This is a genomic window from Streptomyces rubiginosohelvolus, from assembly GCF_014649875.1.
Classification (GTDB): Bacteria; Actinomycetota; Actinomycetes; order Streptomycetales; family Streptomycetaceae; genus Streptomyces; species Streptomyces rubiginosohelvolus.
Genome location: NZ_BMTW01000006.1, coordinates 169570 through 188443, shown reverse-complemented (window position 1 = coordinate 188443; position 18874 = coordinate 169570). Strand labels below are relative to the sequence as shown.

The 18874-nt window shown below is 72.4% G+C and carries 18 protein-coding genes; 11 read left to right on the top strand and 7 right to left on the bottom strand.

All coding sequences use genetic code 11. The annotated features are described in order from the left end of the window. Positions 1 to 12: 12 nt before the first annotated feature. From IE134_RS16660 to IE134_RS16650, 3 genes are all read right to left on the bottom strand, one after another. Positions 13 to 501 carry a GNAT family N-acetyltransferase gene (locus tag IE134_RS16660; protein WP_030717687.1) on the bottom strand — a complete coding sequence of 163 codons (489 nt, stop codon included), beginning with the start codon at positions 499 to 501 and terminating at the stop codon, positions 13 to 15. Positions 502 to 540: 39 nt separating this feature from the next. Next, on the bottom strand, positions 541 to 1578 hold the full coding sequence (locus IE134_RS16655; protein ID WP_189430901.1) for a DUF6397 family protein: 1038 nt from the start codon (positions 1576 to 1578) through the stop codon (positions 541 to 543). 109 nt (positions 1579 to 1687) lie between these two features. Beyond that, complete coding sequence (locus tag IE134_RS16650; RefSeq protein WP_189430899.1) at positions 1688 to 2101, bottom strand: roadblock/LC7 domain-containing protein; 414 nt, start codon at positions 2099 to 2101, stop codon at positions 1688 to 1690. A gap of 141 nt (positions 2102 to 2242) precedes the next feature. Between IE134_RS16650 and IE134_RS16645 the strand changes: the two genes are divergently transcribed. Then, positions 2243 to 2671 (top strand): PPOX class F420-dependent oxidoreductase, encoded by a 429-nt coding sequence (locus IE134_RS16645; RefSeq protein ID WP_189430898.1) that lies wholly within the window; start codon positions 2243 to 2245, stop codon positions 2669 to 2671. A gap of 25 nt (positions 2672 to 2696) precedes the next feature. Here IE134_RS16645 and IE134_RS16640 read toward each other — a convergent pair whose 3' ends face one another. Further along, positions 2697 to 3365, bottom strand: a complete 669-nt coding sequence (locus IE134_RS16640) for a GTP-binding protein (protein ID WP_189430896.1) — start codon at positions 3363 to 3365, stop codon at positions 2697 to 2699. Between the two features lie 325 nt (positions 3366 to 3690). Between IE134_RS16640 and IE134_RS16635 the strand changes: the two genes are divergently transcribed. From IE134_RS16635 to IE134_RS16615, 5 genes are all read left to right on the top strand, one after another. Continuing rightward, complete coding sequence (locus tag IE134_RS16635) at positions 3691 to 4056, top strand: ArsR/SmtB family transcription factor (protein WP_006129412.1); 366 nt, start codon at positions 3691 to 3693, stop codon at positions 4054 to 4056. After that, complete coding sequence (gene mgtA / locus IE134_RS16630; protein ID WP_373296738.1) at positions 4040 to 6781, top strand: magnesium-translocating P-type ATPase; 2742 nt, start codon at positions 4040 to 4042, stop codon at positions 6779 to 6781. The genes IE134_RS16635 and mgtA overlap by 17 nt, the downstream gene beginning before the upstream one ends. 72 nt (positions 6782 to 6853) lie before the next feature. Continuing rightward, complete coding sequence (tatA, locus tag IE134_RS16625; protein ID WP_030717671.1) at positions 6854 to 7018, top strand: Sec-independent protein translocase subunit TatA; 165 nt, start codon at positions 6854 to 6856, stop codon at positions 7016 to 7018. A gap of 162 nt (positions 7019 to 7180) precedes the next feature. Next, positions 7181 to 7756, top strand: a complete 576-nt coding sequence (locus tag IE134_RS16620) for a TerD family protein (RefSeq protein ID WP_006129409.1) — start codon at positions 7181 to 7183, stop codon at positions 7754 to 7756. A 58-nt stretch (positions 7757 to 7814) separates the two neighbouring features. Beyond that, positions 7815 to 8420 carry a class I SAM-dependent methyltransferase gene (locus IE134_RS16615; RefSeq protein ID WP_098894579.1) on the top strand — a complete coding sequence of 202 codons (606 nt, stop codon included), beginning with the start codon at positions 7815 to 7817 and terminating at the stop codon, positions 8418 to 8420. Positions 8421 to 8522: 102 nt separating this feature from the next. On the opposite strand, the gene IE134_RS16610 is transcribed toward IE134_RS16615, so the two are convergent. After that, a complete protein-coding gene (locus IE134_RS16610) occupies positions 8523 to 9428 on the bottom strand; it encodes an oxygenase MpaB family protein (protein ID WP_098020000.1) in 906 nt (301 codons plus the stop codon). A 250-nt stretch (positions 9429 to 9678) separates the two neighbouring features. On the opposite strand from IE134_RS16610, the gene IE134_RS16605 reads away from it, so the two are divergent. Continuing rightward, a complete protein-coding gene (locus IE134_RS16605; protein WP_189430893.1) occupies positions 9679 to 10587 on the top strand; it encodes a hypothetical protein in 909 nt (302 codons plus the stop codon). A 49-nt stretch (positions 10588 to 10636) separates the two neighbouring features. Here the strand turns inward: IE134_RS16605 and IE134_RS16600 are convergent, their stop codons facing one another. Beyond that, positions 10637 to 10819: a tail-anchor membrane protein gene (locus tag IE134_RS16600; RefSeq protein ID WP_030590831.1), complete on the bottom strand. Its 183-nt coding sequence runs from the start codon at positions 10817 to 10819 to the stop codon at positions 10637 to 10639. 81 nt (positions 10820 to 10900) lie between these two features. After that, positions 10901 to 11995: an acyl-CoA desaturase gene (locus tag IE134_RS16595; RefSeq protein WP_098019993.1), complete on the bottom strand. Its 1095-nt coding sequence runs from the start codon at positions 11993 to 11995 to the stop codon at positions 10901 to 10903. Positions 11996 to 12256: 261 nt separating this feature from the next. On the opposite strand from IE134_RS16595, the gene IE134_RS16590 reads away from it, so the two are divergent. The 4 genes from IE134_RS16590 (at position 12257) to IE134_RS16575 (ending at position 18832) form a co-directional block, all read left to right on the top strand. Continuing rightward, complete coding sequence (locus IE134_RS16590) at positions 12257 to 15256, top strand: SCO1167/SCO6262 family helicase (protein WP_189430892.1); 3000 nt, start codon at positions 12257 to 12259, stop codon at positions 15254 to 15256. After that, on the top strand, positions 15253 to 16659 hold the full coding sequence (locus tag IE134_RS16585; RefSeq protein WP_189430890.1) for an SWF or SNF family helicase: 1407 nt from the start codon (positions 15253 to 15255) through the stop codon (positions 16657 to 16659). The genes IE134_RS16590 and IE134_RS16585 overlap by 4 nt, the downstream gene beginning before the upstream one ends. 218 nt (positions 16660 to 16877) lie before the next feature. Then, a complete protein-coding gene (locus tag IE134_RS16580; RefSeq protein ID WP_189430888.1) occupies positions 16878 to 17465 on the top strand; it encodes an N-acetylmuramoyl-L-alanine amidase in 588 nt (195 codons plus the stop codon). 107 nt (positions 17466 to 17572) lie between these two features. Continuing rightward, positions 17573 to 18832 carry a GAF domain-containing protein gene (locus IE134_RS16575; protein WP_189430887.1) on the top strand — a complete coding sequence of 420 codons (1260 nt, stop codon included), beginning with the start codon at positions 17573 to 17575 and terminating at the stop codon, positions 18830 to 18832. The last annotated feature ends 42 nt before the right edge of the window (positions 18833 to 18874 follow it).

Below are 18874 nucleotides of genomic sequence, written 5' to 3'. Positions count from 1 at the left end.
GGCAGTGCGTCGTCACAGGGCCTTGTGCATGATGTGAACCCCTACATAGCCCTCGGTCGGGTGGTTGAAGCCCTCGGGAAGGGTGCCGATCACGTCGAAGCCGATCGATTGATAGAGCTTCACGGCATGCGTGTTGGTCTCGACCACCGCGTTGAACTGCATGGCCCGATACCCTTCCGCGCGGGCCCAGTCGACCGAGTACTGGCACAGCGCGCGCCCCACGCCCCGGCCGGAGTGGGCGGGGTCGACCATGTAGGTGGCGCTGGCGATGTGGGACCCGTTGCCCATGTGGTTGCGGTTCATCTTCGCCGTGCCGAGCACCGTCCCGGCCTCGTCGACGGCGACGACCACCCGGCTCGGCGCCGGGACGAACCACCATCCCTCGGCATCCTCCTTACCGAGGTCGAGCGGATAGGTGAGCGTCTCGCCCGCGGAGACGATCGTATGGAAGAACGGCCAGATGGCGGGCCAGTCCTCGGAGGTTGCTTCCCTGATCAGCATGCGGACAGGATGGCCCATCCGGGCGATCGGCGCGAAACGTTATCCGGCACCCCGACCACGCCACCCCAGCCTGGCCAGCAGCCCTTTCCTCGTCGTTCGGCCCACCGCGGCGGGACGTGACGCCCCGGTACAGGCGGGAGGTGCGGCCGGCTCGGCGGCAGGCGCCGGACGCACGGCACGGGGCCGGGCTCCGGTCCGGGCGGGCGGTGTCGCCCGGGCTCCTCCGTCGTCCCCGGGGCGCGGGGCGGGCCGGTCCCCGCGAGCGCTGTCCAGCTCCAGCGTCAGGTTGACCCGCCGCCAGAGGATTTCGTCGGGGTCGTCCGCGAGCATCAACTCCGCCATCGCCTCCCTCGCCGCCATGGACCCCGGCCGCCCGAAGACCGGCTCCGGCCGGACCCGGACGAGATAGGCCCGTTCGTAGGGGTCGTCCACCACTTCCGCCAACTGCACCGGGTCCAGCGCCGACGCCTGGACCGCCGTTCGCGCCCAGGGGTCCGTCGTACGGTCCAGCAGCCGGTCGATGCGCTGCGAACGCCAGTTGCGCGCCCGCCAGTCGGCGCCCGACTCCAGCATCGTGCGCATCCCCGGGGGTGTCCGTCCGGCGAGCAGCTCGGGCTCCCGCGCCGCGAACGCGGCGAGCTCGTCCGCGAGATAGAGCCAGACCACGGCGCGATACCGGTTCAGATAGAACGTGACCGGTGAGACGCAGCCCGCCCGTGCCAGCCGGGTGAACCGTGCCGGTGCGATGTCCAGCAGGGCCGCCCCTCGCGCCGTACCGACGGTGCGGACCCGCTCCACCAGCGCGTCGGGGAAACCCGGCTGCTCCCGCAGGCGCGCGATCTCGTCCTCATGCACCCGTGGCCGCCCGCCGCCCGGTGCACCGGTGACGGCGATCAGCCCCAGGTGCACCGCCAGCTCGAACTCCGCACGTCGGACACCCAGTTCCTGCGACGCCCGCCCGGCCGCGACCGTCGCCGCCGGGGCGACGGACGAAGCGTGCCCACCCTCGCCCTTCGTCTCCGCGCTCGCGTCCTCGTGGGCCGCGGAGTGCGCTCGGAGCACTTCCTTGACTGTCATGACGGTTCTCCCCCATCGGCTCGAATACTCTCCGTAATCACGGTAGCCCGAGGGGGTGATCACCCGTCAGCCCTGTGGATAACTCTTCAGCGGCGACGAAAAGTGCAGGTCAGAGGGGATCGATGTCTTCGGGTCCGCCCTGTCGGACGGAGACTCCGAGGTGTTCACCGACCCGGTTGACGAGCAGGGTCATCTCGTAGGCGACCTGGCCGACGTCGGCTTCGGCCGCGGTCAGCACACACAGGCAACTACCGTCGCCCGCGGCCGTCACGAAGAGCAGTGCCTCGTCGAACTCGACCATCGTCTGGCGGGCCCGGCCCGCCCGGAAGTGGCGCCCCGATCCGCGCGCCAGGCTCTGGAGGCCGGACGAGACGGCCGCCAGGTGCTCCGCGTCCTCACGGGCGAGGCCGGTGCTGGCCCCGGTGACCAGCCCGTCGTTCGACAGCACCAACGCGTGCCGTATGTATTGCACCCTGCTGGTGAGATCGTCAAGCAGCCAGTCAAGTCCCCTGTCAAGCGGCATGTGCTCGTCCTCCCCGTACCTTCGTTCCCCGTTCCCCCGCTACGCGCGTAAGCCTCGCGCAACGGTCCCGTGGGGGCAAGCGCCCCTCATCGCCCGGGGTGCCGCTTCGCGCCACGCGGAGTTCGGGCTCAGGATGGGCCCATGGCACACCACATGACCGATGAAGAATGGCGGGCCTTCCTCTCGGAGGGAACCCGCACGGCGAAGGTTTCGACGGTGCGGGCCGACGGCAGTCCGCACATCGCCCCCGTCTGGTTCCTTCTCGACGGCGACTCGGTGGTCTTCAACACCGGCAAGGAGAGTGTGAAGGGGCGCAACCTCGCACGTGACGGGCGGGTCGCCCTCTGCGTCGACGACGACCGGCCCCCGTACGCGTTCGCGGTGGTGCAAGGGCATGCCGAGCTGAGCGAGGACCCCGAGGAACTCCTGCGCTGGGCGACGCGGATCGCCGGCCGCTACGTGGGGGCCAACGCCGCCGAGGAGTTCGGCCGGCGCAACGGGGTGCCCGGCGAACTGGTCGTACGGGTGCGCATCGACAAGGTGGTCGCGATGGCCGACATGGCCGACTGACGGAGGGGGCCCGGGCGCGGGGGCGTCAGCCCACGGAGGCGAGGAGCCGGGCGGTGTGCATGCGCCCGGCATACTCGACCGTACGGATCAGGACTTCTTTTCCCGAGGCCCGGTCGCGGGCGTCGCAGAGCACGACCGGCGTGCCCCCGTCGAGGTCGAGCGCCTGCGCGACATCGTGCTCCGTATGGTCAGGAGCGCCGGGGAAGCGGTTGACGGCGACGACGAACGGGATCCGCCTGCGCTCGAAGTGGTCGACGGCGGCGAAGCAGTCCTCCAGGCGCCGGGTGTCGGCGAGCACGACGGCGGCGAGGGCGCCTTCGCACAGCTCTTCCCAGAGGAACCGGAAGCGGTCCTGGCCCGGCGTGCCGAACAGATGGAGCGACAGGCCGGAGTGGATGGTGATACGGCCGAAATCCATCGCCACGGTCGTGCTGGTCTTCCGCTCCACCCCGCCGGTATCGCCCCGGCCCGGCCCGCTCCCGGTCTCCCTCTCGCTCAGTTCCTCCTCCGAGTGCAGCGGGCGGATCTCGCTGACCGAACCGATCAGAGTCGATTTCCCGGCGCCGAAGCCTCCCGCCACGACGATCTTCAGCGTGAGCGCGATGTCTTCTCCGATCATGGTCCTGCCGACGTTCGCGCGGGCGTGGTGGGTGGCACGGGGGTTCTCGTCGCTGTCGATGGACTCGGAGGGCATGCGTCCCTGCTCTCTTCAGGACTCGCGGCGGGCTGCACGGGTCGCTTCGGGCTTCAGGAACCCGGTCGGGCGGACAGCATGGCAACCGTTCGGCTTCGTTCGAGCCGGTTGATCGCTCTTGACCGATGAGGCTTCGTGTCCGTCGCTCCTTGCCGTATCCCGACCTCGTTGCGTCTCTCCTGGAGCTGTCGGAGGCGTACCGGACGCCCCGGACGAGCCCCGGCCTCTTCCGGCACGACCCCTACACTGGTCTTTTCGGCCGTCCTGAACGGGCAGCGGTTTCGGGTCCCTGCCGGCGGCGGCCCGGGGACGAGGAGATGCGAGCGTGTCGACAGGTTCCGGCGGCGGCTTCCAGGATCCGCCCGCGGAGGTGCTGGCGGAGGCCGCTGCGGCGTTCGGGCTCCTGGCGACACCCGCCCGGCTGCACATCGTGTGGGCTCTGGCCCAGGGCGAGAGCGATGTGACGGGGCTCGCCGAACGGGTGGGCGGGACGCTGCCCTCGGTCAGCCAGCATCTGACGAAGCTGAAGCTGGCCGGTCTCGTCCGGTCGCGCCGTGAAGGGCGGCGGCAGGTCTATCTGGTCGACGATCCCGATGTGGTGACGGTCGTCCGGCTGATGGTCGGCCAGTTGGCAGCGCGCGCCGGGCACCCCTCCCCCGCGCCCGTCCGCCTGCGTGAACTCGGTGCCTGAGAGCAGTCCAGCCGCGGGCCCCGGACACATCACCTCCGGCGTGCCGACAGCCGTCGTACCAGGTCCCGACGTTGTACCCACCCCTCTCCAGACGCTGCGTGCCCTGGGCAGCGGGCCGCGCGGGCTGCTGGAGGCAGAGGCCGAGATCCGGCTCGCCCGGACCGGCGAGAACGTGCTGCCCGCCCGGCGGCCCGTACCCTGGCCCCGCCGCTTTCTGCGCAGCCTCCGGGACCCCTTCACCTCCGTACTCCTCTGCCTCGGTCTGGTGTCGGCCCTCGTCACCGCCTGGGGTACGGCCTGCGTCATCCTGACCCTCGTCGCCGTGAGCTGTCTGCTGCGTTCCACCGAGGAGCACCGCGCGGACCGGTCGAGCGCGGCGCTGCGCGAACTGGTGGCGACCACGGCGACCGTGGTGCGCCGGGTCTCGGACGACTCTCCTCCCCGGGAACGGGAGGTGCCGGTCGCCGATCTGGTGCCGGGGGACGTGATCCGGCTGAGGCCGGGCGATCTCGTGCCCGCCGATGTGCGGTTGCTCCGCGCCGACGGCCTCACCGTGCATCAGTCGGCCCTGACCGGGGAGTCGGCGCCGGTGGTCAAGCAGGCCCTCGACCTCGCCGACCCGGCGCTGTCCGGGGCCGGACCGTTCGCACAGCCGCAGTGGTGCTTCCAGGGCAGCAGTGTCACCTCGGGCAGCGGTACGGCGGTGATCGTGGCGACCGGAGGGGAGACCCGGTTCGCCGCCGCGCATGACGGCCTGGCCGGGCAGCGGGGTGGGAGCGCCTTCGACCGTTCGGTCCGGGGGATCTCCTGGACCCTCATCCGTTTCATGCTCCTGACCCCGCCCCTGGTACTGATGGCCAATGCGGCGCTGCGCGGTCGGGGTCTGGAGACGTTGCCGTTCGCCGTGGCCGTCGCGGTGGGGCTGACCCCGGAGATGCTGCCGGTCATCGTCACGACGACCCTCGCGCGTGGCGCGGCGCGGCTGGCGCGTACCGGTGGAGTGATCGTCAAACGGCTCCCGGCACTGCACGACCTGGGAGCGGTCGATGTGCTGTGCCTGGACAAGACCGGCACGCTGACCGAGGACCGGCCGGTCGTCGCGGCGCCGACCGACGGCAGGGACCGGCACGATCCCGACGTACTGCGGTGGGCTGCGGTCAACGCGCTGTGGACGCTCCAGCTGGCGGACCTGCCCGCCGCCGACGCCCTCGACGAAGCGGTGCTGGCCGCCGTCGACGCGGACGTTCCGGGTGCTGCCGGGGCTGTGGATCCGGACGCGTACGAGGGGGTCGCCGTACTGCCCTTCGATCCGGTGCGCCGCGTCGCGACCGCCGTGGTCAGGCGGCCCGGCCGGCTCGGTGTTCACACCCTGGTCACCAAGGGTGCCGTCGAGGCCGTGCTCGACCGGTGTGCCATGGACGGGGAGGAACGTGACCGGCTGCTCGCCCTGGCGGACCGGAAGGCCGCGTCCGGGCTACGTCTGCTGGCCGTGGCCCGGGCCGACCGGGCGTCCCGGGCGGGCGCGTACACCCCTGCGGACGAGCGGGGCCTGACCTTCCTGGGGCTGGTGGCGCTGCGGGACGCTGTGGCTCCGAGCGCTGCCGACGCGCTCGGGGTGCTCGCGCGGCGGGGTGTACGCGTCAAGGTGCTCACCGGCGACCATCCAGGCACGGCGGCACGGGTGTGCGCGGACCTCGGTCTGCGCCCCGAAGGCCGGTCCGACGCCGACGACGTGGTGACGGCCGAGCTGGTGGACGCCCTGTCGGACGCGGAGCTGGTCGAGGTGGCGGACCGGGCCGTCGTGTTCGCGCGCTGCACCCCCGAGCACAAGGCGCGGATCGTCTCGGCCCTGCGCGCCGGCGGTCGTACGACCGGCTTCCTCGGCGACGGCGTCAACGACCTGCCCGCCCTGCACGCCGCCGATGTCGGCCTCTGCCCCCGCAACGCCGTGGACGTGGCCCGGGAAGCGGCCGATGTCGTGCTGGCGGAGAAGGACCTCACGGCGATCGACCGTGCGGTGCTCGCGGGACGGCGCAGCAGCGGGAACATCGCCGCCTATCTGCGGATCACTCTCTCGTCGAACCTCGGCAATGTCATCGCGATGCTGACGGCCGGGCTGATGCTGCCCTTCCTCCCGATGCTTCCGGCGCAGGTGCTGGTGCAGAACCTCTGCTTCGACGCGGCGCAGCTGGCGTTCGCGTTCGACCGCCCGCCGGCGTCGGTCCTGCGCCGCCCCACCGCGCTGCGGCCGCGTGATTTCCTGCGCTTCATCACGGGTTTCGGTCTGCTCAACGCCGCCGCCGACCTCGCCACCTTCGGGGTACTCGCGCTCGCCCTCCACAACGCGTCCGGGGACGGCGGGGAGGCGGCGTTCCACGCCGGGTGGTTCACGGAGAACCTGCTCACCCAGGCCCTCGTGATGGTTCTGCTGCGGACCGGCCGCAGTGCCGCCGAGCGCGGGGCGGGCGGGCCTCTGCGGGCTGCCGCTGCGGGTCTCGCCGCGGTCGGGGTCGCCCTCCCGCTCACCCCGCTCGGGCCGTTGCTGGGCATGAGCGCCCTGCCGCCCCTCTACTACCTGCTGCTCGGCTCGGTCCTGGGGCTGTACGCCGTCGGGCTCACGGTGGCCCGCCGCCGCTACGAGCGCCGTCACCCGGCCGATGTGCCCGACACCGCGAGGGGGCGCATCGGGGCGTCGAGGGGTGCCCGTTCCGACCGCGCACGCTAGTTGTACAGTTGCGCAATGCGGCAACTGTTGTTGCCGCGGAGAGACCCGTACGGAGAGAAAGGCGGGGCCGGAATGCTGCGCAACGGCCTGGAACCCTGGCACCTGCTGATCCTGGCGGTCGTCGTGATCGCCGTCTTCGGCTCGAAGAAGCTGCCGGACACCGCCCGCGCACTGGGCAAATCCGTGCGCATCCTCAAGAGCGAGGCCAGGGCGATGAAGGACGAGAGCACGCCCTGACGATCCGGGAACCGGGAGTGTCGCGCCGAGCGTTTGTAACGGGTAGCGGCCAACAAAAGTGACAAGTGACAGCAGAACGGCTCCGGTCACCGGAATCGGATGCGGTGAAGCCGCGGATTTCCGGATCACCGGTGCGGACCGACCGAAGACTGGAGGAAATTCATGGGTGTGACCCTGGCCAAGGGTGGCAATGTCTCCCTGTCGAAGGAGGCCCCCGGCCTCACCGCCGTGACGGTCGGACTCGGCTGGGACGTACGGACCACGACCGGGGCCGATCACGACCTGGATGCCAGTGCGCTGCTGTGCTCCGCGGCGGGCAAGGTCCTCTCCGACAGCCACTTCGTCTTCTACAACAACCTCAACAGCCCCGACGGTTCCGTCCGCCACACCGGTGACAACCTGACGGGTGAGGGCGAGGGCGACGACGAGTCGGTCGAGGTCGATCTGTCGTCGGTGCCCGCCGAGGTCGCGAAGATCGTGTTCCCCGTCTCGATCCATGACGCCCAGAGCCGTGGCCAGAGCTTCGGCCAGGTGCGCAACGCGTTCATCCGCGTGGTGAACCGGGCGAACGGCGTCGAGCTCGCCCGTTACGACCTGAGCGAGGACGCCTCCACCGAGACGGCGATGGTCTTCGGCGAGCTGTACCGACACGGTGCCGAGTGGAAGTTCCGGGCCGTCGGCCAGGGTTACGCCTCCGGCCTGGCCGGCATCGCCTCGGACTACGGGGTCAACGTCTGACCGGGCGGGTCTGGTTGCGGCGCTCGCACACCCCCGCCGGTTGCGCGAGCATGTCGTCATGACCGACGACCACACCCACACCCATGTCCTGGACTTCTTCACCCCGCGTGCGGCCGACTGGGACAGCCGGTTCCCCGACGATGGCCCCGCCTATGCGGCGGCGGCCGGCCTGCTGGGGCTGCGCCCCGGCGATGCCGTGCTCGACGCGGGCTGCGGAACGGGGCGTGCGCTGCCCGCGCTGCGAGCGGTGGTCGGGCCCGAGGGCATGGTGCTGGGGGCCGATCTGACCCCGGCCATGCTGGAGGCGGCGGTGCGGGCGGGGCGTGGAGCCAGCGGGACGCTCCTGCGCGCCGATGTCGCGCGACTGCCCCTGCGCGACGGCGCCCTCGACGCGGTGTTCGGAGCCGGGCTGATCTCGCATCTGGCCCGGCCCGAGGCCGATCTGGCGGAGCTCGCGCGCGTGGTCCGGCCGGGCGGGGTGCTCGCCCTGTTCCACCCGATCGGCCGGGCCGCCCTCGCCGCGCGCCAGGGGCGCACCATCACCGACGGCGACCTGCGGGCCGAGCCGAGGCTGCGTGAGCTGCTGGCCGGGGCGGGGTGGCGGCTGGAGTCCTACACGGACGAGGACGACCGCTTCCTCGCGCTCGCCGTCAAGCAGGGCTGAGGGCGACGGTCCCGAGTCCTGCCGCCCTCGCCGCGGCTCGGCGGCGTACCGGCGGGGCAATCACGGCCCCGACCCGACGGCGTACGGGCCGGGCGGTCGCCGTCACTCGGCGGGCGTCTGCTCCGGGCGGTGGCCGGGGACCGGGCAGCCGCGGACCCCCGGTGTGGGGTACGTGCCGAGCCCCGCGATGTCGTACCCGTCCGGGTATCCCTTGATCTCGGGATTCTGGCGCGCGTAGTGGGGCTTTCGCCGGGGCGGCAGCAGCCGGACGGCACGGGCCCGCATCCGCAGCGCTCCCCGGGTCACTCCGCGGGCCACCGGCCCCGGGCGGCGGTAGCGGAACGCCTTGAGCAACGAGTCGTCCAGGAGCGCGAGGCTCGCGCCGCGCACCATCGGGGCGAGAGGCGCCGGGTACCAGGAAGCCATCAGGGCCAAGGTGGCGTCGGAGACCCGTCGGGCTCCTTCGTCCCAGCCGAAATGCTTGTCCTCGTAGGCGTCGAGGGTGCGCTCGAAGTCCTCGTAGGTTTCCGGAACGTCCTTGATGCCCATCCGCGCGCCGAGCGTGCGGTAGTAGGCGGCGAAGGCGGCCAGCTCGTGGCAGCAGAGACGTCGCCAGCCGAAATCGTCCAGCCACCGCTTCGGTGTGACGACGAACGTGCACAGGACGTAGCGCATGTCGTCGTTGCTGATGTCGTAGCTGCGGTGCATCTGGTTGATCCTGCGGACGGCCGTGCGGCCCTCGTCGGTGTCGAAGCCGTGCTCCACCACCGTGTCGAGCAACAGGGCGGTGTCGTCATAGCGCTTCTGGGAGCGCTCCGTCAACTCCGCTGTCTCGTCGAGGAGTCGGCCGATGCTGGGCACCGCATAGGTGCGGTAGAGGGCCAGTTCGAGGGCGCGGGTGACGTCCCAGGGGAACTCGTACGTGACGGTGAGACGGTAGATCTCCAGGAAGTCCCGCTCGGGGTCCAGCCGCTGAATCTCTTTCAGCCGGTCGTACCGCGTCACCATGCTGTCCCCCTCGTTCGGCGCGAAGTCCAACCTTACGCGGAGGCCTCCCGCGCGCCCCTGCTCTTCGGCTCTCCCCACCCGGACGGGGCGGGTCCGCTCCCCTTTCGCCCTTGCTCGCCGGGCCCTCGACGAGAAGGTTACCGAGTAGTTAGGGTGCGCCGACGGACAGGGAACGGCGGGCCCCAGGAACGACAGGCCCGGGAACGACGAACCGAGAAGCGCGGGACGTAGAGATGGGGCGGGCAGGGCGATGAGCGATGGGGAGGGCACCGTGGCCGGTGCGGATGAGGCGGCCGCCGACGACGCACTGCTGGTGCTGACCGCGATGCTGCTGACGCCCTCGCGGTTCCCGAGTGTGCTGGGGGACGACTACGTCGCCGCGTGCGGTGCGCTCGCGCTCGAACCGTACGAGGAGGGCTACGGGCTGATCCTCGGCCAGGACGGTGAGGGCGCGCGGTGGACGGTCGTTGTCGAGGACGCCGCCCAGGTGGCCGTGGCCATCGCCGCCTGGGACTGCGGCATGGAGCACGACCTCTCCCCCGACGAGCGCTCCATGGTGTGCGCCCTGCCGGGCTGGCCGATGGACCTGGCCGTCTCCGCGCCCGGCGTACCGGACCCGCATGATCCGGATACGGACGGGGAGGGCCCGGCGCCGCTCACCCCGCCCGACGCCGAGGCCTGGGGTCCGGCGCAGCGGCGGCTCGGCGCCGACGAGATCGCCGCGCAGTGGTCGGCGTGGCGCGAGCAGATCGACGACACGCAGTTCCCACTGCCCGGCACCACCGGGGAGGCGGCCGGCGACGCCCGGGGAGAGGTGGGACGCGACGCCGAGGCGGACGCGGGAAACGACACCGGAGGGGATCAGGAGAGCGACCTCTCCCGGTCCCCCCGGCACCCCGGGGTCCGCAGGGCCCTGTCGGAGGCGACCGCCTATACGAAGACTCCGCCGCCGCCCGGGCGCATCCGTTCCTCGTACGCCTCGGGCGACGCCCGTACGCTGCGCGTCGACGGCCCGGGGTGGTCGATGGTGGCTCGGACCGACGACATCGCGTTGTTCCTGCTGGACGAGGAGCCGGGCACGGTCATTCCCGTGGGCCGTGGGGCCTCACTGCCCGGCCTGCTCATGGCCCTGGACGGGTTGGCCGCCCAGGCCGTGTGACGTCCTGGGCGGCCCTGCGACGTCCTGGGCGGCCCTGCGACGTCCTGGGTCAGCGGCCGATTTCCTTGCGGTTGATTCTGCGGAGCCTGCGCCTCTGTGACGGGTCCAGCAGCAGATAGCCCGCCACGGGGACACCGATCACGACCAGCAGCGCCCACCAGAATCCGATCAGGGGCCAAAGGACGGCTGCCGCGAGGACACCCCCGATAGCGACCTTCGCACCATTCGACATGGTCCACGCCTCCTTCGCGGCCGGCGCCGCTCCTGTTGTGTGAACGCCTCCGCGCTCCCTTACGTTCCCCGGCTCCCCGCGCTACCGCAGCGGCTCACCGACGTCGTGCATGTGCGCCAGCGCCTGGCGATAGGACTCGATCAGTCCGGTCTCCGTGTACGGCATGCCGATGCCGGCGCAGTGCGCCCTGACCAGGGGCTGGGCGAGCCGCAGGTGGGGGCGGGGCATGCTCGGGAAGAGGTGGTGCTCTATCTGGTAGTTCAGCCCGCCGAGGAACCAGTCGGTCAGGACGCCGCCACGGACGTTGCGCGAGGTCAGGACCTGCCGCTGGAGGTGGCCCCAGCGCTCGCCGTCGGGGTCGGGCATCTCCATCCCCTTGTGGTTGGGGGCGAAGGCCAGGCCCAGGTGGAGGCCGAACAGCGCGTGCAGCACGAGTGCGAAGACGATGGCCTTGCCCGGGGACAGCGTGCTGAACAGCAGCGTCGCGTAGAGGGCGACGTGCGCGGTGAGCAGCAGCGCCGAGACGGCCCGCTCCCGGAGGGGCTGCCGACGCAGGAACTGGAATCCGTAGATCTTCAGCGCGATGCCTTCGAGCAGCAGCATCGGGAAGAACAGCCGGGCCTGGTTCCTGGTCAGCCAACGGGCGAAGCCTTCCCTCTGCTCCGCCTGCTTCTGGGTCCAGACCAGGGCGCCGACGCCGACATCGGGGTCCTTGTCCACGTGGTTGGGGTTGGCGTGGTGGCGTACGTGCTTGTCGTTCCACCACGCCTCGTTCATGCCGAGGAGCAGATTGGCGTGGACAAGAGCGATCAGCCTGCTCGTCCTGCGGTCCGCGGATATCTGGGCATGCCCCGCGTCATGGGCGACGAAGGCCGTACGGGTCCACAGGACCGCCAGCGGCAGGGTGAGGAGCAGGCTCCACCAGGTGTCGCCCAACAGGACGAAGCCGGTGATCAGCGCGCCCAGGGCCGCGAGATTGGCGGCGATGCCGAGCACATACCGGTCCGTGCGGCGCTCCAGCAGACCCTGGTCCCTGGCGGCACGCAACAGCGGCGCGAAGTCGCTCCCGGTCGCCTCGACGTGCGCGGCGGCCCGGCGCTCCGGGCTGCTTTCGTCGGCGGGATCCGCACCGCCGGCTTCGGCGGGATCCGCAGCAGTGGCTGTCGCCTGGGGCATGGACGTCTCCGGTCTCTGGAACCTTCACGGCGCTGACCTCATCGAACGTACGGACCGAGGGCCGATGGCAGCCATGGCGCCACCACCCTGATCCCCCTGGGGCAGACCCCCGTGTCCGGTGGTGGGGCTGGCTGCACCATCGAGACCCGGCCGGCAGGAAGCGTGACGTACGCCACACGAAAGAACGACACGCCGCCGAGCGAAGTGGAGTACCCTCGGCGACTCCGCCCACTAGTCAAGTTTGAGGAATCAGCCATTCCTGTGCACAGGCACCCTGCGGCAAAGCCCTCCGAGATCGCCGAACTGTCCCGCTGCTCCGCGGTCTTCGTCCCCGCGGATCCGGCGCGTAACGGCATGATCGCGTTCTGGAATCCGGACGGTAGCCCCCCTTCCGACACTCCCGGGACCATGTCGGAGCTGACCGTGGTCGACGCCGAGCTGCGGCCCCGTACGGTTTCGGCGCTGTTCCTCCCTGTGCGGGACGCCTTTCCGGTACTGACCCGGGCTCGCGCCGCCGCGCAGGCGTCCCCCGCCACCGCTTTCTGGGGCGCCGGGGCGCTCCTCGCGCTCCAGTTCGTCGCCCGTGGCCTGCTGCTGCCGGGGCTGAGCCCCGGCGACCACGAAGCGTGGCGGATCGGACCGTTGAGCGCCGAGGACCAAGAGCGGGTCCGGGGGCTGGCGGCGTCGATGCCGCCGACCGCGCACGCGACCCCGGTCCCGGACGCGACGGCGAACGACGGCGACGGCGACGGCGACGGCGACGGCGAACCGTTGCTGCCCGAACCGGAGCGCCTGCTGCGTGCGTTCCTCGATGCCGTGGCCGACGCGATGCCCCGGACCCCGGCAGCGGGGTTCGCCGCCGCCGGTCCCGCGTTCACCTCACCGCAGCCCCAGCGCCTGCCCGAGGCACGGGCCTGGGCGGCCGATGTGGCGGCCGGTCACGACGCGGGCGTACGGCTCTCGTTGCGTATCGAGGTGTCGGGCCTCGCGTCGCGGCGGAGCGGAGCCGAAGCGGACCACGAGAGCGCCCGGGGCGCGGAGGGCTCCGGATCCGGTGCGGACGGGGGCGCGCCGTCGTTCCGTGCCGTGCTGCAGATCCACAGCGTCAGCGATCCTTCCCTGGTCGCCGACGCGGCGGAGCTGTGGGCGGGCGGCTCGCGGACCGCTGCCGCGTTCGGGCCGCGGGCCCGGATGGACGCGCTCCTCACGCTGCGGCGGGCCGCCCGGGCCTGGCCCCCGCTGGCGCCGTTGCTCTCCGCCGCGGTGCCGGACTCGGTGGAACCGGCCGACGAGGAGATCGCCGAGCTGCTGGGGTCCGCCTCGCGGGCTCTGGCCGCCGCGGGTGTGCAGGTGCACTGGCCCAAGGAGCTGGCCAGGAAGCTCACCGCACGCGCCGTGATCGGTCCGGACGACCGTGACGCGGCGGACCATGACGGCACGGACCGGGAGGGCGACGGGCAGGGGGCCGTGCCGCGGGGGCGTACGGCCGCGGACGCGCCCTCGTTCCTCTCCGCCGACGCGCTGCTGTCGTTCGACTGGCGGTTCGCGCTGGGCGACCAGAAGCTGACCCGCGAGGAGGTGGACCGGCTCGCCGAGTCGTCCAGGCCCATCGTGCGGCTGCGCGACCAGTGGGTGCTCATCGACCCCGAGGAGGCGCGCCGGGCGCGGGAGACCCAGGACCGCAAGGTCACCCCGATCGACGCGCTGAGCGCGGTGCTGACCGGTTCGACGGAGATGGACGGCCGACGTGTCGAGGTGGCGGCGACCGGCTGGCTGCAGCAGTTGCGGGACCGGCTGGCCGATCCGGAAGCCGCCGCCCGGCAGTCGATCGGGCAGCCCGAGGCGCTCACAGCGACCTTGCGCGACTACCAGGTGCGCGGGCTGAACTGGCTGAACACCATGACCTCGCTGGGCCTCGGCGGCTGTCTCGCCGACGACATGGGCCTCGGCAAGACGATCACGCTCATCGCCCTGCATCTGCACCGGCAGACCGACCGGGACGCCGCAGGACCGACGCTGGTGGTGTGCCCGACGTCGCTGATGGGCAACTGGCAGCGGGAGATCGAGAAGTTCGCCCCGGGCACTCCCGTCCGCCGTTTCCACGGGTCCTCGCGCTCCATGGAGGGTCTGGTGGAGGGCGAGTTCGTGCTGACGACGTACGGCACGATGCGTCTCGACGCGCCCCGGCTCGCCGCCGTGTCCTGGGGCATGGTCGTCATCGACGAGGCCCAGCACGTCAAGAACCCGCACTCGGCGACGGCCAAGCAGCTGCGGACGATCAGTGCCCGGGCCCGGGTAGCGCTCACCGGCACCCCCGTGGAGAACAACCTCTCCGAGCTGTGGGCGATCCTGGACTGGACGACGCCCGGTCTGCTCGGCCGGCTCGGTACCTTCCGTACGCGGTACGCGGCCGCGGTCGAGGGCGGCAACGATCCGGCCGCCGCGGAGCGACTCGCCGCGCTGGTCCGGCCGTTCCTGCTGCGCCGCCGGAAGTCCGACCCGGGCATCGCGCCCGAGCTGCCGCCGAAGACCGAGACCGACCGGGCCGTGTCGCTGACGCCGGAACAGACCGGTCTGTACGAGGCGGTGGTCCGCGAGACCCTGGCGGAGATCTCCGCCGCCGACGGTTTCGAGCGGCGGGGGCTTGTGATGAAGCTGCTGACCTCGCTCAAGCAGATCTGCAATCACCCGGCGCAGTTCCTCAAGGAGGAGCAGCCGCGGATCGCGGACCGGTCGGGGAAGGTCGAGCTGCTGGACGAACTCCTGGACACCATCCTGGCCGAGCGGGGCTCGGTGCTGGTCTTCACGCAGTACGTGCAGATGGCCCGGCTGCTGGAGGAGCACCTGGCGGCGCGCGGGGTGGACACGCAGTTCCTGCACGGTGGTACGCCGGTGGCCCGGCGCGAGGAGATGGTGGCCCGCTTCCAGACGGGCGATGCGCCGGTGTTCCTGCTGTCCCTCAAGGCGGCCGGGACCGGGCTCAACCTCACCCGTGCCGGTCATGTCGTGCACTTCGACCGCTGGTGGAATCCGGCGGTCGAGGCGCAGGCGACGGACCGGGCGTACCGGATCGGCCAGACGCAGCCGGTGCAGGTCCACCGGCTGATCGCCGAGGGCACGATCGAGGACCGGATCGCCGACATGCTCGCCCGCAAGCAGGGCCTCGCGGACGCGGTGCTCGGCTCGGGCGAGGCGGCACTGACCGAACTGACCGATGCGGAACTGGCCGACCTGGTCGAGCTGCGAGGGGGCGCACGATGAGCGATGACTACGGATACGACTACGAGGACGACTCCCCGTACGGGGTGGACGGCTCGGAAGGGGACGACGGGGCCAGCGCTTCGCGGGTCGGCGGGCGCGGACCGGAGCGTACGTTCGCGGCGCTTCCCCCCGCGCACGGCCGGGGTTTCGCCACGTCCTGGTGGGGCCGGGCGTGGCTCCAGGCCCTGGAGGACACGGCGCTGGACGGCCAGCAGCTGAAGCAGGGCCGCCAGTTGGCCCGGAAGGGCGGGGTCGGGGCGGTCTCCGTACGGCCGGGGCGGATCACGGCGATGGTGCGGGACCGCGACGGGACGGCCTACCGCAGCGACGTCCTGCTCCAGCAGCTCGGCGCGGGCGCCTGGGACCGGTTCCTGGACATGGCCGTGGACCGGGCCGGGCACATCGCGGCGCTGCTGGACCGGGAGATGCCGCCGCATCTGGTGGAGGACGCGGCGGGTGCCGGGGTCGAGCTGCTGCCGGGCATCGGGGACCTGGAGCCGGAGTGCACCTGCGGGGCCTGGGACCACTGCCCGCATTCGGGCGCCCTCTGCTACCAGGTGGCGCGGCTGCTGGACGAGGACCCGTTCGTCCTGCTGCTGATGCGAGGGCGCGAGGAGCGGCGGCTGCTGGACGAGCTCCAGGTGCGCAGCGCCGTCCGTGCGGTCCGGCTGGGAGACGGAGAGGAAGGCGAGGCCACCGGCGATGCGGAGCGGGATAATCGCGGGGTCCCGGCCGGGGAGGCGTTCGCGGCGGCCGGCATCCTTCCGCCGCTCCCCGCTCCCCCGTCGGCCCCCGACACTCCAGGGCTCGGGCCGTCGCTGGACACGGAGACCCCGCCCGCGCCCGGCATCGACCCGGCGGCGCTGGAGGTGCTGGCGGCCGACAGCGCGGTGCGGGCCCACCGGATGCTGCTGGACGCGCTGGCCCCGGGGCACGAGGAGCAGCCGCTCGCGGTGGAGCTGACTCCGCAGCAGGACGCGGTACGGCTGGCCGCGGACGCCCGGCCGGATGCGCGGATCGGGGCCCGGCTGGCCGCGGGGTCCGGCCGCCCGTCCGCGGATCTGGACGCGGCAGTGCGCGCCTGGCGGTACGGCGGGGTCGCGGCACTCGCCGTGCTCGACGAGGAGTGGGCGCCGGACCCGGAGGACCTGGGGCGGGCCCGTGCCCGGCTCGGCGAGGCGTGGGAGGCCGGTGAGCGTCCGGCCCTGCGGGCGAGCGGGCGGGCCCGCTGGACCGTGGCGGGCGCCGACCTCCAGCTCCGGTTCGACCGGGACGGGCGGTGGTGGCCCTACCGCAAGGAGCGCGGACGGTGGGTGCCCGCCGGACCGGCGGACGACGATCCGGCGGGGGCGCTGGCGGGTGTTGAGGACGGAGCGGCGGACGGGGTGGGCGTGGCGGTCTGACAGGGCCGGTTCCCGGGGGAGGCTGCGTCCTCCGGGAACCGGAGGACGGATTGGCGTTGTCCGGATGTACGGGAGCCGCACACGTCCGGAGGCGGCTGCGGGGAACCGGACATCCGATGCGCTCGTCATCTGCTGCGGCAGGGGTGATCGACGAGCCGGGGCCCCGGGCCGGCCCATCCCCCGGGTCCGGCCGGTCCAGCCCAGTCCCAGGAGCGCTGTTGCACCGCAGAAGGTTGATCCAGTACGCCGCCGCGACGATGGGTGCGGCGGCCGTCCTGCCGTCGTCGGTGCGGGCCGTGGCCGCGCCCCAGGGCCCGACCGACTACGCGACGGCCCTGTGGGTTCCGGCCGCCCCCGTCAACTACACCGTCCCCACCCGCCCTTCCGAGCGCCGGATCGACCGTGTCGTCATCCATGTCGCCCAGCAGTTGTTCACGCCGACCGCCGGTATCTTCCGCACCCCCTCCAAGCAGGTGTCGGCCCACTACGTGGTGCGCTCCGGCGACGGCCATGTCGCCCAGTGCGTACGGGAGAAGGACATCGCCTGGCACGCGGGCAACTGGAGCTGGAACACCCGGAGCGTCGGTATCGAGCACGAAGGGTGGGTGGACCGCCCGGAGTTCTTCACGGACGTCATGTACCGGCGGTCCGCCGTGCTCACCGCCGACATCTGCGACCGCCACGGCATCCCCAAGGACCGGGACCACATCGTCGGCCACCACGAGGTTCCGGGCAGCGACCACACCGATCCGGGCGTCCACTGGGACTGGGAGCGCTACCTCCGGCTCGTCCGCGACGTCGCCTGAGCTCCCTCCTGCGTCACCCGTGGTGATGACTCTCCGCACCGAGGTTGTCGCGGAGGCCGACGGCGACGACGATGGGAGAGCACGACGGCCCTGGACGGGAGGGTGAGTTGACGGATCCCTGGGTGGCCCTGGCGGCGGACGCCGATCCCGGTGAACGGAGCGGCGTGCTGCGCCGCGCCCACGATGTGTTCACCTCGGCGGGGCGGCTGGAGCGGCCGGTGCGCGCGGTGGTCGGTGCGTCCTGGCGGCGCTCGGCGCGGGCGAGGGTCAGCCCGGACGAGGCCCCCGTCGTGGAGCTCGGCCCGGACGAACTGGGGCCTTACCGGGCGGCACACCCCTTGGCCCGGGCGATGCCCGTGATCCGTGAGCTGATGGGGGCCTACGCCGCGGACGGGGAACATCTGCTGGCCGTCTGCGACGCCCACGGCCGCCTCCTGTGGGTCGAGGGCCACACGGCGGCGCGGCGGGCGGCCGGAGCGATGAACTTCGTGGAGGGCGCCCGCTGGGCCGAGTCCGTGGCGGGGACGAACGCGCCGGGAACGGCCATCGCGGTGGACCGTCCCGTCCAGGTCTTCGCGGCCGAGCACTTCCTGCGGCCGGTCCAGCAGTGGACCTGCGCGGCGGCACCCTTGCACGATCCCCGGACGGGCCGGGTGCTGGGAGCCGTGGACATCACGGGCGGGGACAGGCTCGCCCATCCGCACAGTCTGGCCTTCGTCCAGGCGGTGGCCCGGGCCGCCGAGTCGCACCTCGCGCTGCTGACACCGCCGGCCGGGCCCGACGTCGATGCGGTGCGGCTGAGTGCGCTGGGCCGGGACGAGGCGCTGTTGGTTGCGCACGGACGGCGGCTGCGGCTCAGCCGGCGGCACAGCGAGATCCTGGTCGCCCTGGCCCGTCGTCCGGAGGGCCTGAGCGGGGACGAGTTGCTGATCGAGCTGTACGAGGACGAGTCGGTGACCCCGGTGACGCTGCGGGCGGAGCTCTCCCGGCTCCGGCGGCTGCTGGGACCCGATCTGCTGGACTCACGCCCGTACCGGCTGGCCGTCCCAGTGGACGCCGATTTCGACACGGTGACGCGCCGGCTGGGTTCGGGCGCGGTGGCGGCGGCGCTGGACGCGTACGCGGGCCCGCTGCTGCCGGGGTCCGGGGCCCCCGCGGTCGTACGACTGCGGCGGCGGATCGAGGAGCAGTTGCGGGCCGCGCTGATCGCCCGGGGTGATCCGGGGCTGCTCGCCGACTGGGCGTACAGCCCGTGGGGCGAGGAGGACCTGCCGGTGTGGCGCGCGCTGGCCGGGGCGGTCCCGGCGAACCAGCGGCCGGCGTTGCAGGCCCGGGTCCGCGGGCTCGACGCCGAGCAACGCGGCTGACAGCCGCCCGACGTTGCAACGCGCTTGCAACGTCCCCGTCCC

Coding starts and splice junctions, on each gene's coding strand:
- IE134_RS16585 (WP_189430890.1), top strand. CDS start 15,253: ATGAGCGATGACTACGGATACGACTACGAGGACGACTCCCCGTACGGG.
- IE134_RS16645 (WP_189430898.1), top strand. CDS start 2,243: ATGGCACACCACATGACCGATGAAGAATGGCGGGCCTTCCTCTCGGAG.
- IE134_RS16615 (WP_098894579.1), top strand. CDS start 7,815: ATGACCGACGACCACACCCACACCCATGTCCTGGACTTCTTCACCCCG.
- IE134_RS16640 (WP_189430896.1), bottom strand. CDS start 3,365: ATGCCCTCCGAGTCCATCGACAGCGACGAGAACCCCCGTGCCACCCAC.
- IE134_RS16595 (WP_098019993.1), bottom strand. CDS start 11,995: ATGCCCCAGGCGACAGCCACTGCTGCGGATCCCGCCGAAGCCGGCGGT.
- IE134_RS16660 (WP_030717687.1), bottom strand. CDS start 501: ATGCTGATCAGGGAAGCAACCTCCGAGGACTGGCCCGCCATCTGGCCG.
- tatA (WP_030717671.1), top strand. CDS start 6,854: ATGCTGCGCAACGGCCTGGAACCCTGGCACCTGCTGATCCTGGCGGTC.
- IE134_RS16610 (WP_098020000.1), bottom strand. CDS start 9,428: ATGGTGACGCGGTACGACCGGCTGAAAGAGATTCAGCGGCTGGACCCC.
- IE134_RS16620 (WP_006129409.1), top strand. CDS start 7,181: ATGGGTGTGACCCTGGCCAAGGGTGGCAATGTCTCCCTGTCGAAGGAG.
- IE134_RS16655 (WP_189430901.1), bottom strand. CDS start 1,578: ATGACAGTCAAGGAAGTGCTCCGAGCGCACTCCGCGGCCCACGAGGAC.
- IE134_RS16605 (WP_189430893.1), top strand. CDS start 9,679: ATGAGCGATGGGGAGGGCACCGTGGCCGGTGCGGATGAGGCGGCCGCC.
- IE134_RS16600 (WP_030590831.1), bottom strand. CDS start 10,819: ATGTCGAATGGTGCGAAGGTCGCTATCGGGGGTGTCCTCGCGGCAGCC.
- IE134_RS16650 (WP_189430899.1), bottom strand. CDS start 2,101: ATGCCGCTTGACAGGGGACTTGACTGGCTGCTTGACGATCTCACCAGC.